This is a genomic window from Rhodospirillaceae bacterium (assembly GCA_018662005.1).
In the GTDB taxonomy this organism is placed as follows: domain Bacteria; phylum Pseudomonadota; class Alphaproteobacteria; order Rhodospirillales; family JABHCV01; genus JACNJU01.
In genome coordinates this window covers 138,912-153,426 of the sequence record JABJHA010000032.1, presented here as the reverse complement: position 1 = coordinate 153,426, position 14,515 = coordinate 138,912, and the positions used below count along the sequence as shown (strand labels likewise).

The following is a 14,515-nucleotide window of genomic DNA, read 5'->3' as shown; positions in this document are numbered from 1 at the left end:
ATTTTTGCTTGGTTTTTCCAATCTAGATCAGTTCACGTTTAGTTTGAACACGTTGTGTTCAAACTAAACGTGAACTGATCGATTTTTTAAAGAGCGAGCCGATTCACACACTTAAACTGAATCAAATAATGATTCCGTTTAAGTGTGATCGGCTCTAGGCGGAAAGTGCGGAAGGTGCAGTTTTCTCACGTTTCACCAACAGCTTGTTCAAAGCGTTAATATAGGCTTTTACCGAAGCCACCATGGTGTCCGTGTCCGCACTTTGTCCATTGACGGTCTTGCCATCCTCTCCCAGGCGGACCGTAACCTCTGCCTGGGCATCGGTGCCATGTGTGACCGCGTGAACCTGATAGAGTTGCAAATCAGCGGTGTGCGGGAACAACTCCTTGATCGCATTAAAAGCCGCATCAACGGGACCGTCCCCGGTTGAGGTGCAGGTCCTGCTGTCGCCATCGATTTCCATTTCCAGGCTCGCCTTAGGCGGGCGGTGGACGGTGCCACAGTTAATTTCCAGGGACACCAGGCGAATGTGATCATTGGCCCGCACGACCTCGTCATCGACCAGGGCGACGATGTCCTCGTCGAAGACCTCCTTTTTCAAATCGGCCAGATTCTTGAACCGCATGAAGGCGTCCTTGACGGCGTTGTCACCCAGATCGTAACCCAGGGCTTTCAATTTTTCCGAAAAAGCGTGTTTGCCCGAATGCTTGCCCAACACCAGTTTGGACATCCCCAAACCGACCGATTCAGGGGTCATGATTTCATAGGTTCCGGCATGTTTGAGCATACCGTCCTGATGAATGCCTGACTCGTGGGCGAAGGCGTTAGCGCCGACAATTGCCTTGTTTGGCTGAACATTGAAGCCGGTAATGGTCGAGACCAGTTTCGAGGCCTTGATGAAATGCGACGTCTCGATACCGGTGCTGAACGGCACATGATCGGCACGCGTCTTCAGGGCCATGACGATTTCTTCCATGGCCGCGTTGCCGGCCCGCTCGCCCAGACCATTGATGGTGCATTCGACCTGCCGGGCGCCGACCTGAACGGCGGCCAGCGAATTGGCAACGGCCAGCCCCAGGTCATTGTGGCAATGAACGGAAATGATCGCCTTGTCGATGTTCGGAACCCGGTTGAACAGCATCGTAATCAGGGCCGCATATTCATCGGGCATGGCGTAGCCGACGGTATCGGGGATGTTGACGGTGCTGGCGCCGCAATCGATTGCCGCCTCGACGCAACGACACAGGAAGTCATGATCCGTGCGCGAGCCGTCTTCGGCCGACCATTCCACATCGTCACACAGGTTGCGGGCGATCGTGACACTTTCCTTGACCTTCTCGAAGACCGCCTCGGGCTCCATCTGCAACTTGTATTCCATATGCAGTGGCGAGGTTGAGAGGAAGGTGTGGATACGGCCACGCGGGGCGTCCTTGATGGCTTCGGCGCAGCGTTCGATATCACCGCGGGTGGCGCGGGCCAGGCCGCAAACCGTCGAGTCCTTGATGATCTTGGAAATTTCGCTGACCGCCTCGAAGTCGCCTTCCGATGCAATCGGGAAACCGGCTTCGATGACATCAACGCCCATCGCTTCGAGAACTTGGGCGATGCGTAACTTTTCATCCAGATTCATGGAAGCGCCCGGCGACTGCTCGCCATCGCGCAAGGTGGTGTCGAAAATTACTATATTGTTTGTCTGTTTACTACTCATGGGACTGGTGTCCTTACGTGTCTATAGGTGTGCGTACAAAATTAAATGGAGTTCGCTTCCCCTGAACGCCGGTCACGTGTGCGTTTATTAAAAACGACGACCGAATCTCAGGGGCACCTAAGTCGTAGGTTCCCAAGGGGGGCAAGAAGGTCAGCCAGCAGAAGACGCCCGGCGGCGCAGGAGCGCAGACGGTGCGAAATCAAATCAAAAACTGGCATCGACATCTTCATCAAATAAGCCTCGTGGTCATAAAAGACCAAAACTCGGGAACCGGTTATTACCCGCTTCCACACTATCCCCGAAACGTTAACCATGAATAAAGACAACGAGAGAGGGTGGGTTGTCAACAAGATTTGATGTCCCCTCGTTAAAGAGGACAAGCCCCTCAAGCGCCGGGCGGGTTCTCCGAACCCTTGGCTCGCCGCATAAGCGGCGGCCCGCAGTCGCGGACTTGAAGAAAGTGTGTGAGTTCAGCCTTTATGGATAAGGCTCCTGTTGCCATTTGAAACTTGACTTCCAGAGGCCTAAGCCAAGCGAACGGAGTGAGCGCCCGGCGATTGAGGGGCTTGATCCTTATGCGAGCCAAGGGATCGGAGATCCCGCCCGGCGCTTGAGGGGCGATTTATATATATACCTCCCTAAAACCTTTCCAGGCCCTTGATATTCTGGGCGTAGTACTGGTGATAGTCGGCCAGTTTTTTGTCCCCCGCCGTCTTATTTGCGAAGGCTTTCAGGACCGGCAGTTGTTGCCCTGCGAAGCTGGCCGTATCGACGTCTTTTAATCTGGGCAGCACGGTTGTGAAGTTGAGCACGACGGTGCCGCCTTGGGCTTTTTGGGCCGCACTTTCCAGTCCCGCCGCCACATTGGGGGCGCTGGCGATCAGGGTATCAATGTAAGGGCGCAAGATGGCGGCCTCGTCGTTTAACTGACGGGCCTCGCGCTCGAAGTCAGCACGCTCAATGATTTGTTTATCCCGGTAAACCACGGGCGCTGCGCTGGATGTGTCGCACAACCAGCCATCCTTGGGGTTAAGCAGCGGTCCCTGATCGCTTTCATTGCGGTAGCCGGAAAACGGCATCGTCCGACAGCGGGTCGGCTTCTGCCCATGAATGGTGCAGCGGCCATCGTCGGCCAGGGCTGGGCAGGAAAGGGTCGGCGGCAGGTAAGACATGGGGCTGATTTGCACCGCCACCCGCTTGTTCTTCGACAATTGCAGGATGGTGCCGTGGCGGGCGGTGATACTGTAAGCCCGGGCACTTTGGCGGACCGTCGTCAGGACCATGGCCAGGGGGAAGCGACCGGCACCGGCAAGGGCGTCATCCAGGGTCAGCGGCAGCCAGCCATTGCAACACTTGCCACACGCCGTGCAATGGAAATGCTTTTCCATGTCAGATCAGGCGCCACAACATTTTTTGAATTTTTTGCCCGACCCACAGGGGCAAGGCTCATTGCGGCCCACTTTAACCACTTCGCGGGGCCCGCCCTTGGGGTTGGTTTGGCCGCCGGCGCACAACCAGCGCCCGTCTTCACGGCGGAATTGTGACAATTCATGGTGAACGCGGGCCTCGTCGCGAAGGCGAAAACTGGCGACGAATTCGATCTCGCCGGTCTCGTCATCCGGCCCGCCGGCAACGACGGAGCGTACCTCCAACCCCTGCCACTGGGCACCCGCGGCGGTGCTTTCGGCCTCGACCAGATCGAAGCTGTCCCGAAGCTCCGGGGTCAGGGTATCGACCAGATAATCCGTCTTACCCATGGCGAAGGCGGTATAACGCGAGCGCAACAGGGCCTCGGCCGTCGTCGCAGCAGCGCCTTCAATAAGCGGCCCGCAACAGGCGTCGAAATCCTTACCGGTGCCGCAGATGCATAGCGTCATGGAATGAATACCTTGCTAGACATTGTCCGTTCTTAATACCCCACTGTGCATTGACGTGGGCCGTCAAATTGACATACCCTCGGTCATTATGAAAGCCAACTCCGCACAGTTGATTGAACGGCGAATTATTTTCCCGGCCTTCCTTTAAGGGCCGGGCTTTAGCGATTCTCGCCTTCTTTATTCAGCTTTGGAGTTTAGTTTCATGTTTCCCGCACATCAGGCGCGTACCCGCGCCCAATTAGCCACTTTCTGCTTTTCCGTCCACGCGGACAACGACATCTCGGTGCTGCCAAACGTCACCGCCGCCCTGGCCAAGCGCCACCTGATCCCGGAGCGTATGATCGCCACCCGCTTCCGGCACGGCGAGGGGGAACTGCATGTGGATTTTCAAGTTGAAGACCTGGACCACGCAAGCGCCGAATTACTGGCCCAGGCCCTGCGGCGCATGGTCTGCGCAAGGGTGGTGCTGACGGCGGAGAAGTAAGGGCAGGAATATCTAAGCCGATTTAACCTTTGTTATTTCCTGCAATCCTTCAATATGAACATCCGGCCTGTCGGGAAACCGCGCCACGATGTCAAGGTCGCCGCCCATGGCTTCGATGTACTGGCGCAAGGTCGAGATCAGCATGTCGGAGCGCTTTTCCATGCGTGAGACTGTCGTTTGCTGAACGCCCAACTCCCTGGCCACCTTGACCTGGGTTTTGTTCATAGCGGCCCGCAGTTCGATCAGGGCAAGGTGCTCGGCGATCAGTTGCTGACCACGCGCCGCGATTTTCTTGCGCCGTTTGGGCGGCATTTTTTTGAGAATATCGTCAAAATCTTTCGCCATAGCCAAAGGCCCTTTCCTATTTCAAGCTCTGCAAGTGATCGTCATAACGTTTATCAGCCTTCTTGATCAGTTGCCGGTAAAACCGCTTTTCAGAACCGCCGCTTTTATCACCGGCAATCAACAAGATGGCTTTGCGCTCAGGATCAAACGCAAACGCCACGCGCCAAACACCCTCATCCGCAGTGAATCGAAGTTCTTTCATGTTGGCGTGCTTCGATCCATTGAGGGTATCCGCATGAGGGCGACGAAGTTCCGGCCCGAACGCCTTAAGCAGAAGCACCATGGCAGCCAGTTCATCCTGAACGACTTCGGACAAGCCTGAAAACTCATCATCGAATTCCTCGCAGTAAAGAACTTTCCACATCTTCATTCAGTATGCCTCCAAGGGCGTATGCATTCAAGAGCATCTTTAAATCATCAACGCGGTAGATTTTTTGATGCAGGGGTTTTGAGGCGGGAACTTTCTTTTAACGGATAATAACAAACAACACCCCAAGTCCCCACGTCATTCCCGACCTGATCGGGAATCCAGTTCTTTCTCCTCCGATAAACGGAACACATTGAAATGAGAAAATCCGGTTTAGTCAGTCACAAGCCGCGCATGCAAAAGCCAGCCATGGATGAGCTTCTCCTTGCTGGAGACCGCCCGGAAGTTAAGCAAGTGCGGCTTCTCTTGTTGCAGGTAACCACAGAACACTATGGCGTTATCACCCGTCGCCTCTTCCCGTTCCCCACGAGTTCGCCCCCACCATCTAGGGAACTCGGTCAGAATAAGCTTTTTGGCATCTTCTTTTTTCATAATCGCAGGATACGCAGAAATTGCGCCTGCCTCAAGCTCGCAGCACCGGATGCCAAAAGTGTTCCGATTGCTCCGGCTGGAAAAGATGGAGCGGGCTCAGATGCGTAATAGGCAAAAGTGTTCCATTCGTGTTCCAAAACTGGTGTTCTAAAAAGGTATGGGGTTTCGGACGCAAAGGAAATGAGAGGAAAGCAACCATGATGACATTTACTCAATTCGGATTACTGGCCGACATTGTTGGTGTCATGCTCCTTCTTCCACGCCTGAATTGGAAAAAAACTGGGATACCTTTCCATCCCACGGTTTGGAACAGGGCATGGTGGTTGATGGTAGCTGGTGCGCTGTTGGTGGTCGGGGGATTCGTTATGCAGTTTATAGGGACGTTCAACTAGATGCTTTGAAACAAGATTAGGAACAGGGAAGTAAAATGATGAGAAGTTATCACCGTGATGGGAAGGGGCTGATTCGATTTATCGCTTACTCCCCAGAACCCGTCGAAGGCTGTTTTCGCTTTAATGATGTACTTCAAATTTTTTCACTCCCTGACGATGCGCCAAAACCTGAGCATTCATACGCTGATCACCCTTTCGTCATTGAATATTCATTTGAGGAAATGGATATCGCTGAATTACGGGAGGTGCGGACAGCTGGTTTGTCCCCGTCGTCAGATACCCCACCTGATAATTTTCTAAAGACCGAACACCACTGGTGCAAGCAACAGGAAATTCTTAGTGTTTTGTCCGTGATAACCCGGCATCTAATCAAAAAAGAGACGACACAACACCGTTGGATTCTTGATACTGAAGGCGACGTTCTAACGGGGAAATTTGCTCAAACTGGTTATTATTGGAAAGGGTTCGGCGAGCTTGGGGAATGGTTTTCGACTCCATTCTCGCCCGAAATCACTTTTATTGATTCAAATACGTACTATGGCGAATTTGGGGTTACAGGAAAGCTTCTCGATCTTTCGGATGCTACAGTTCCACTTTTAGAAAAATATTTTGAATTGGGCGACGAAGAAAAAATTGCGTTCCTCTCCGCAAGCGTTTTGTTCTCTCAGGCGCTAGAAGCTTGGTCGGTCTCGGATAGCCTTACATATATTGGCATCGTATCTAGCCTGGAGGCCTTAATCGAATTTGACCATAGGAGTGCAAAGACGAACCATTGCCCAAATTGTGGGCAGCCAACGTACAAGATCCGAAAGAAATTTCTTGATTTCATGTCAACCTACGGGTCGAACGATGAAAGCTTCAGGAAATTTGCAGACCGCCTCTATAGCCGCCGATCTGGCATCGGCCACCAAGGTAAATTGCTGGCCGGGGATATAGCGGGCCAAGTCGTATCACCGAGCGACGAAACTCGGGATTGGTGGGAGCTTGGGCAATTGAGCCGCGTCGCGCGCGTATGCCTCGTGAATTGGCTAAACCGTGAACGATAACCAGGGCTATTCCGGCACAAAAAAAGGCGAAGCCTTTCGACCCCGCCTTTTCTTGAAGAACTGGATTCCCGCCTTCGCGGGAATGACGTGGTGGAGGAACTTTAGTTCTTTTCCTTATCGACCAGCTGATTCTTGGCGATCCAGGGCATCATGGCGCGGAGTTTTTCGCCTACTTCTTCGATCTGGTGCTCGGCGTTGCGGCGGCGGGTCGCCTTGAAGGACGGCTGACCGGCCTTGCACTCCAACATCCAGTCGCGGGTGAAGCGACCGGACTGGATGTCGTCCAGAACCTTCTTCATTTCGGCCTTGGTCTCGCTCGTGATGATCCGCGGGCCGCGGGTGTAATCGCCGTATTCGGCGGTGTTTGAGATCGAGTAGCGCATGTTGGCCATGCCGCCTTCGTACATCAGGTCGACGATCAGCTTGACCTCGTGCAGGCATTCAAAATAGGCCATTTCCGGGGCGTAACCGGCTTCGACAAGGGTTTCAAAACCGTTCTTGATGAGCTCCATCAGGCCGCCGCAGAGGACGACCTGCTCGCCGAACAGGTCGGTTTCGCATTCTTCCTTGAATGTGGTTTCGATGATGCCGGAGCGTCCGCCGCCAATGCCTGAGGCGTAGGACAGGGCCACTTCCAGGGCGTTGCCCGTTGAGTCCTGATCAACAGCGACCAGGCACGGAACCCCGCCACCATTCTGGTATTCGCCGCGCACCGTATGGCCGGGGCCTTTGGGGGCAATCATGAAGACGTCGATGTCGCTACGGGCTTCAATCAGGTTGAAGTGGATGTTAAGGCCGTGGGCGAAAGCCAGGGCAGCACCCTCTTTCATGTTGGCGTGGATCTCGGCGTAGTAGATGTCGGCCTGAAGCTCGTCAGGGCAGAGCATCATGATGACATCGGCCCAGGCTGTGGCCTCGGCGACGGTCATCACCTTAAGGCCCTCGTTTTCGGCCTTCTTGGCGCTGGCGGAGCCCGCGCGCAGGGCGACGCAGACATCCTTGATGCCGCTATCGCGCAGATTGAGAGCATGGGCGTGGCCCTGGCTGCCGTAACCAATAATGGCGACTTTTTTCGATTTGATCAGGTTAACGTCGGCATCACGATCATAATAAACACGCATGGTGGTCTTCCTTAGTTAGATCAAACTGCATTAAAAGATTTAATGCAGATAATTTGATCGATTTTATAAATTTGAGCAACTTATCTGCGTTCATTTGAGCGCAGGTTGCTCAATGAGCTTTGAGTAAAGGTTCAAAAAATTCAGTCGTGGTCCATAACCACCGTGCCACGGGCAATGGCGGCGACGCCGGTTCTGGAAACATCGATGAGGCCAAGCGGCACCATCAGTTCGATAAAAGCGTTGAGCTTGCCGGTGTCACCGACGATTTCAAAAATGAACGAGTCATTGGTGCTGTCAACGGCGCGAGCCCGGAAAATATCGGCGATACGCAGCGCCTCGACCCGTTTCTCGCCTACCCCTAGAACCTTGACCAGCGCCAGTTCGCGTTCAACATGCGGGCCTTCGATGGTCAAATCGTTGACCCCGTGGATCGGCACCAGCCGTTCCAGCTGGGCCTTGATCTGTTCAATCACCATCGGCGTTCCCGAGGTGACGATGGTGATCCGCGACAGGTTTTCCTCGATATCAACTTCGGCGACGGTCAGGCTTTCAATGTTGTAACCACGGCCGGAAAACAGGCCGATAACGCGGGCCAGCACCCCCGGCTCGTTATCGACGAGCACGGACATGGTATGGGTATTTTGTAATTCGTTAATCGGTGTCACTGTCTTCTAAGTCCCCGTTTTCGGGTTAATTTCTAAACCAGCACCATGCCGTCTTCTGAGACCTGGTCGTCGGTCTCGTTTTCGGGGCCGAAAATCATCTCGTTATGGGCCGCACCCGAGGGTATCATCGGGTAGCAGTTTTCCAACTTGTCGACGGCGATGTCGGCGATCACCGGACGGTCGCATTCGATCATCTCGCCGATGACGTCGTCCAGTTGTTCTTTTTTCTCGGCCCTAAGGCCAACGCCGCCAAAGGCTTCGGCCAGTTTAACGAAATCAGGCAAGGCCTGCATGTGGCTTTCGGCGTAGCGGCCACCGTGCAGCAGTTCCTGCCACTGGCGGACCATGCCCATGTATTCGTTGTTGAGGATAAACACCTTCACCGGCAGATTATACTGCACCAGGGTCGACATTTCCTGAATATTCATCAGGATCGAGGCCTCCCCCGCAATATCAATAACCAACGCTTTGGGATGCGCCATCTGCACACCCATGGCGGCGGGAAGACCGTAACCCATGGTGCCAAGTCCACCCGATGTCATCCAGCGGTTGGGGCGCTCAAAATGGAAATGCTGGGCCGCCCACATCTGATGCTGGCCGACCTCGGTGGTGATGTAGACCTCGTTCTGTTTTTTGGTCAGCTCGTACAGGCGCTCGATGGCGTACTGCGGCTTGATGATCTTCGAGGCGCGGTCGTAGTCGAGGCTTTTACGTTCGCGCCACTTGTTGATCGTCTTCCACCAGGACTTCATAGCCTTTTCATCGGCCCGGTTCTGTCCTGATTTCCAAATCTTGATCATGTCTTCCAGCACGTGGCCGACATCGCCGACGATGCCCAGGTCAACATGGACGTTCTTGTTGATCGAGGAGGGATCAATATCAATATGGATTTTCACGGAATCTGGCGAAAACGCATCGAGCCTGCCGGTCACCCGGTCATCAAAGCGCGCACCAACACAAACCATCACATCGCAATCATGCATGGCCATGTTGGCCTCGTAGGTTCCGTGCATACCCAGCATACCGACGAAATGTTTGTCAGAGGCGGCCAGCGCCCCCAGTCCCATCAGCGTCAGGGTGCACGGGAAATCCGTCGCATGGACAAGCTGGGTCAAAAGCTGCGAGGCGCCGGGGCCTGAATTAATGACCCCGCCACCGGCATAGATCAGCGGCTTCTTGGCGCCAGCCATGATTTTAACGGCTTGTTCGATCTTGGTAAGGTCACCCTTGACCTGCGGCTTGTAGCTTTTATGGACGACCTTGGCCGGCGGCACGTAATCGGCCTGGGCCATCATCACGTCCTTGGGGAAGTCAATGACGACCGGGCCGGGGCGACCGCTTTTGGCGACCAGAAAGGCTTCGTGAATACGGCGCGCCAGATTGTCGACATTCTTGACCAGATAGTTGTGCTTGGTGCAGGGCCGGGTGATGCCGGTGGTGTCGGCTTCCTGAAAGGCGTCGTTACCGATCAGGTGGGTTGGCACCTGACCGCAAATGCAAACGATCGGCACGCTGTCCATCATCGCATCGAGCAAGCCTGTCACCGCGTTGGTGGCGCCGGGGCCGGATGTCACCAGGACAACGCCGACCTTGCCGGTGGAACGGGCGTAGCCTTCCGCCGCATGGACCGCGCCCCCTTCCTGTCGCACAAGAACGTGGCGGATCTTGTTCTGCTTGAAAAATTCGTCATAAATCGGCAGGACAGCGCCCCCCGGATAGCCAAAGACAACGTCTACGCCCTGATCAGCCAATGCTTTCAGGAGTATTTGTGCGCCGCTCATGTGGTTTTTCGACATCGTCCTGGCCTTTACCTTAAACAAAGTTTGGGCCGCCACTGGGCGGCCTTGGTCATCATTTTGGCGTGGATTGTCCTTGGATTCCCAGCAATCCCGCTAAACTGAACGCGCAAACTAGTCTTTCATGACGGCGGGGTCAACATAAATTGACGAATAAATGAAAAGATTTCAGGCTTCAAACTTTCCGAATATTGCGCAAATAGTGGTAAATCAGCTGAAAGTTGGTTGCGCAGCCAGGTCATCTGGCGTTTGGCGAACTGGCGGGTCGCTTGTTTGGCGTCATGGGCCGCGGTTTCCAGGTCCGTTTGACCGGCCAGATAGCGTCTGAGTTCCGGCACCCCGACCGCCTTCATGGCTGGCAGGGCCGGGTCGAGAGACAAGTCATCAAGGGCGCGGACCTCATCAAGAGCGCCATTGTCCATCATCCAGGCGAAACGCTGATTGACGCCTTGATAAAGGATTTCCCGATCCGGGCTCAGGACAATAACCGCGAAAGCGGCGTCAAGGGGTGCTTCAGCTGGATGATCCTTTTGCCAGTCGCTGAGCGGCCTGCCGGTGGCCAGCGCCACTTCATAGGCGCGGATCAGGCGTTGCGTATCTCCGGCGGGTATGCGGGCCGCCGCTTCCGGGTCAAGGGCGGCCAGTGCATCGCGAAAAGCCGCGGGCCCAAGTTGCCCGTGGAGAGCAGTCGCCTTAGCCCGGAAAGATGGATCAACGTCGGGGATCGGGGCCAGCCCTTCCATCAATGCCTTAAGATACAGACCGGTACCGCCGACAACCAACGGCACTTTTTCATCCGCCCAGGCGGCCTTGATTTCATCAACCGCCATGGTCAGCCAACGGCCAACCGAACACGGATCATCAGCGGCCAGAACCCCGTAAAGTCGATGCGGGGCCTGCTTAAGATCGGACGCAGGCGGGCGGGCGCTGAGCACATCGAGCTCGCGGTAGACCTGCATGGAGTCCGCATTGATGATGACGCCGGAAAATTCCCGCGCCAGATCAATCGCCAGTGCCGATTTTCCACTGGCCGTCGGCCCGGCAATAATAATCACCCGTTGTTGCAAGAAATGATCCTTACGAATTCACGAAGCGGATAAAATCTAGCATAGGCCTAGCTATATCGCGACCAGCACAAGCAAAATCCACCATCCCCATTCCGGCAACTCTGCCTTTTCAATAAATTCCCTGATCTTCATTTTCTAAAAACTCCTTTATCCACGCATGATATCGGTTAAACGACGACGCGCCGAATGGCTGACCGGTTCGGCGATCCCCAGGCGGAACAGCATCTGCACAGTGTGCCCTTCGGCAACATCTAAAAGACCCAGAAACTGACCCTGCAGGGTGGTCATATCGGTGTACTCTTGCAGAACCTGACTCATGGGATGCATGGCCAGACCCAGTTCAGTCGCCTTCAGGTTGAGCCGCTCGTAGGCCCGGCCCGTCAGCAGCTGATCGAGACGGTTATTTGTCGGCGTCGTGATCCAGCCAAAGGCGGCCGCTGAGTTGGCCTGATCGGTTGTTATCTTGACGGCCTGGGCACCGAAGTCCGTACTGTCGGCTTCGGTCTCCCGCCGGTCCAGGAAAAATGTTTCGGCAACCATCTTCATTAAGCCACTCATGCCCGACTGGGCGACCCCGAAGCCGTCGCGGAAGCGGGCGCGTTCTTCATCGTTAAAGCGGAACATGGCGATGGTTTCGGCGTCGCGAGCCTTGTCGGCGGTTTCAATCTCCATTGCCAGACGGGCGATGTCGGCCAGCTTGCCACGCTTGCCCGCCTCATTGGTCAGGCCAAGACCCGGATGATTGATGGAACCAGCCAGTTCGGCAAGCTGGGCCGCACTCACAGGGGTGTCATCATAAACCCGTTTGTTCGATTGCCTTTTGGTGATCTGCGCAAACAAGGGGTCAACACGGGCACTGCCGTCCTTTGTCAGGGTGACCGAGGCGACGGGTTTGTCGGCTACTTTCGTATTGCCGTACTGGCCTGCCGGGAAATAGACGACGTCCACGGCATAGCCCAGGCTCCCTGCCGCCAGTGCGGCGTTCTCAAGGAAGGTGCCCTGACCGATATGAACCTGACGAAACGGCGGGTCTGTTTCAGGCAGCAAACGCGATTGATCCACATACAGATCAAAGCTGTCAGGGCCTGTCAGATCGACGATCCACGGCTGCTTGTTATGCGGGTTGGGCGCCAGAATGGCGTAGGACAAAACAATCCGGCGGATATCCGTTTCACCGGGCATGGGGCCATTCCAGCCCTCAAGCCCGGTTTCAGCGGTTTCGCCGCAGCCGCTGAGGACGCTGGGCAGCAACACCACACCGGAACCCGCCGCCATTACTTTGATAAAGTCTCGTCTGTGCATGATGTTATCCTTCAATCAGATAGGGACGGATGATTTCGCGGATCAGATCAACACCCTCACCAATATTTTTGTCATTGAGCGGTTGATCCTCAATGCTCAAAAAATCAAGCCAGTAATCGCCGATTAGCCAGCCGATGCGAATTAAGCGGGGCAAGGTCTTGTTGTCTTGTGGCCTGCGCATAACGCCGTTTTCAATCAAGTACTCGAAGAAAGCTTCGATCTCTTTCAAGCGGGCTTTGCGAACCTTTTTGTAGGCCTTCGCCAGTTGCGTGTCATTGAGCAGCAGGACCGACAGCTCTTTCTGGAAAAATCGATAATTGACGAGCATTCCTTGCAGGGCCGTCATTGCCTCGAAGAATTTCTCCAAAGCAGGCAGCCGATCCTCACCTGTCTGCCAGACCGTATCCATATCGTCCACCATCTGCTGATGAATGTGGCGGATGATCTCTTCCTTGTTGGCAAAGTGGTAATACAGATTGCCCGGACTGATCGCCATCGCCTCGGCGATATGGTTGGTCGATACAGCCGCCGTCCCCTTTTCATTGAAAAGCTCTATGGCGGTGGTCAGGATGGCTTGCCTGGTTGAGGCGCGTTTCATTGTCGGATGTTCCTTGTATTTAAGTTATTACTCTAAATTAGAGTAAATACTTTAAATGTCAAGAGCAAAATCTACCGCGGAGGTTCCAACGACCGTTGAAGACCATCTTGAGTTTATGGAAGCGCCGGGTCTGTTGTTGCGCGAGCGGATTTCGGCTGGGCAACGGCGAGCAAAACCGCGACCACAGAGAACCCGCTGGCCAGCAGGAAAGCATTGGCAATATTGCTCTCCGCCACGATTCCGGCAAGCACCGCACCAGACGCGGCAAAGCCGTCCATAAAGGCGAAGGTCAGGCCCAGGCTTGTCCCTTCGCGGCCACCTGAATGGTCGATTGCCGAGGCCAGCAGCACCGCCCGGATAGCCACCAGCGCTGTAAGCGCGATCCCAAGGGCAATCAGGGAAAGTGCGAATGGGGATGGTAGCCACGCCACAAACGCCGCCACGGCGGCTACCCCATTGCCGATAATAATCAGCGGTCGCCGCCCAAGGCTGTCGGATATCTTGCCCATCCATGGCTGCATCAACGCGCCAGGCAACATCATCGCCGCCATGGCCATGGCCGTGGCCAACCAGCCAAGGTCATGATTTTCCCTCAGGTAAAGTGGGGCCATGGTGATGATCGCGAACATGCCCATATTGTACGAGATAAACAGCACAATGACGCGAACGCCCGCCCCGGTCGACCAGACCCGCCAGATATCCGTAAAATCAGCGCGCGTCGGCCTGGAGTTGACATGACGGGGCACCTTCGCAGCGATAAAGAAAAAGGCGCATCCCATAAGCAATGTCGGGATGACCATCACCTGTATGGCCGTGCGCCAATCCGCCATCGACAACAACAGACCAACGGCGGGAAGCGCAATAACCTCTGAAATATGGCCGCCAATGGCATGCATTCCCAGGGCATAGGCGCGACGTGCTTTATGCATCTGGGTCAGCACGCCCGTTGCAATGGGGTGCCAGGCCGCATCGCCCATTCCGGCAACGGCGATCAGGATGGCAAAGGACCAGAAGCCATCGGAAAACGAGGCTGCAAGATAGCCGAAGCCGACCCAGAAAAATGTTGCGGTCAGCAAAATCCCCCGATTTGCCACATGATCGGCCAAAAGCCCCGCCGGAAAATAGGCCAGGGAAGCGCCTAGGCTATGGATCATAAACAATAAGCCGATCTCCGTCGGCGACAGGCCCAGGGCCAAACCGAACGCAGGGATCAGCAGGTACATCCCAATGGGCACCAGATCGTTAGCGCAATGGCCTATGGAAAAGGGGATGAAGAGGCTGGTTTTCATTGGGGCCCGGGATGCTGGAGCATGTT

At 55.0% G+C, this 14,515-nt stretch carries 16 protein-coding genes; 3 read left to right on the top strand and 13 right to left on the bottom strand.

Annotated features, from left to right (window positions below):
* Positions 1-154: 154 nt before the first annotated feature.
* The 3 genes from HOL66_13445 to HOL66_13435 all read right to left on the bottom strand — a co-directional run bounded on the left by HOL66_13445 (position 155) and on the right by HOL66_13435 (position 3,594).
* Complete coding sequence (locus HOL66_13445) at positions 155-1,708, bottom strand: 2-isopropylmalate synthase (protein ID MBT5245236.1); 1,554 nt, start codon at positions 1,706-1,708, stop codon at positions 155-157.
* 638 nt (positions 1,709-2,346) lie between these two features.
* Positions 2,347-3,096, bottom strand: coding sequence for a YkgJ family cysteine cluster protein (locus HOL66_13440; GenBank protein ID MBT5245235.1), 750 nt, complete (start codon positions 3,094-3,096; stop codon positions 2,347-2,349).
* A 6-nt stretch (positions 3,097-3,102) separates the two neighbouring features.
* Entirely contained in the window at positions 3,103-3,594 is a 492-nt protein-coding gene (locus HOL66_13435) for a hypothetical protein (protein ID MBT5245234.1), read from the bottom strand.
* 274 nt (positions 3,595-3,868) lie between these two features.
* Between HOL66_13435 and HOL66_13430 the strand changes: the two genes are divergently transcribed.
* Positions 3,869-4,069, top strand: a complete 201-nt coding sequence (locus tag HOL66_13430; GenBank protein MBT5245233.1) for a hypothetical protein — start codon at positions 3,869-3,871, stop codon at positions 4,067-4,069.
* Between the two features lie 12 nt (positions 4,070-4,081).
* On the opposite strand, the gene HOL66_13425 is transcribed toward HOL66_13430, so the two are convergent.
* The 3 genes from HOL66_13425 to HOL66_13415 form a co-directional block, all read right to left on the bottom strand.
* Positions 4,082-4,414: a helix-turn-helix transcriptional regulator gene (locus tag HOL66_13425; GenBank protein ID MBT5245232.1), complete on the bottom strand. Its 333-nt coding sequence runs from the start codon at positions 4,412-4,414 to the stop codon at positions 4,082-4,084.
* Positions 4,415-4,430: 16 nt separating this feature from the next.
* On the bottom strand, positions 4,431-4,778 hold the full coding sequence (locus HOL66_13420) for an addiction module toxin RelE (GenBank protein ID MBT5245231.1): 348 nt from the start codon (positions 4,776-4,778) through the stop codon (positions 4,431-4,433).
* 216 nt (positions 4,779-4,994) lie between these two features.
* Positions 4,995-5,213, bottom strand: coding sequence for a hypothetical protein (locus HOL66_13415; GenBank protein ID MBT5245230.1), 219 nt, complete (start codon positions 5,211-5,213; stop codon positions 4,995-4,997).
* Between the two features lie 197 nt (positions 5,214-5,410).
* On the opposite strand from HOL66_13415, the gene HOL66_13410 reads away from it, so the two are divergent.
* Complete coding sequence (locus HOL66_13410; protein MBT5245229.1) at positions 5,411-5,605, top strand: hypothetical protein; 195 nt, start codon at positions 5,411-5,413, stop codon at positions 5,603-5,605.
* 35 nt (positions 5,606-5,640) lie between these two features.
* Entirely contained in the window at positions 5,641-6,651 is a 1,011-nt protein-coding gene (locus tag HOL66_13405) for a hypothetical protein (protein MBT5245228.1), read from the top strand.
* A gap of 101 nt (positions 6,652-6,752) precedes the next feature.
* On the opposite strand, the gene ilvC is transcribed toward HOL66_13405, so the two are convergent.
* From ilvC to HOL66_13370, 7 genes are all read right to left on the bottom strand, one after another.
* Positions 6,753-7,772, bottom strand: a complete 1,020-nt coding sequence (gene ilvC, locus HOL66_13400) for a ketol-acid reductoisomerase (protein MBT5245227.1) — start codon at positions 7,770-7,772, stop codon at positions 6,753-6,755.
* 140 nt (positions 7,773-7,912) lie between these two features.
* Positions 7,913-8,401, bottom strand: a complete 489-nt coding sequence (ilvN, locus tag HOL66_13395) for an acetolactate synthase small subunit (GenBank protein MBT5245226.1) — start codon at positions 8,399-8,401, stop codon at positions 7,913-7,915.
* A 68-nt stretch (positions 8,402-8,469) separates the two neighbouring features.
* The gene (locus tag HOL66_13390) at positions 8,470-10,233 is read right to left on the bottom strand and encodes an acetolactate synthase 3 large subunit (protein MBT5245225.1); all 1,764 of its coding nucleotides are present in this window, start codon (positions 10,231-10,233) and stop codon (positions 8,470-8,472) included.
* Positions 10,234-10,355: 122 nt separating this feature from the next.
* The gene (gene miaA, locus HOL66_13385; GenBank protein MBT5245224.1) at positions 10,356-11,300 is read right to left on the bottom strand and encodes a tRNA (adenosine(37)-N6)-dimethylallyltransferase MiaA; all 945 of its coding nucleotides are present in this window, start codon (positions 11,298-11,300) and stop codon (positions 10,356-10,358) included.
* Between the two features lie 147 nt (positions 11,301-11,447).
* Positions 11,448-12,602: a twin-arginine translocation pathway signal protein gene (locus HOL66_13380; GenBank protein ID MBT5245223.1), complete on the bottom strand. Its 1,155-nt coding sequence runs from the start codon at positions 12,600-12,602 to the stop codon at positions 11,448-11,450.
* Between the two features lie 4 nt (positions 12,603-12,606).
* A complete protein-coding gene (locus tag HOL66_13375) occupies positions 12,607-13,200 on the bottom strand; it encodes a TetR family transcriptional regulator (protein ID MBT5245222.1) in 594 nt (197 codons plus the stop codon).
* A 113-nt stretch (positions 13,201-13,313) separates the two neighbouring features.
* The gene (locus tag HOL66_13370) at positions 13,314-14,489 is read right to left on the bottom strand and encodes an MFS transporter (protein MBT5245221.1); all 1,176 of its coding nucleotides are present in this window, start codon (positions 14,487-14,489) and stop codon (positions 13,314-13,316) included.
* Positions 14,490-14,515: the final 26 nt, after the last annotated feature.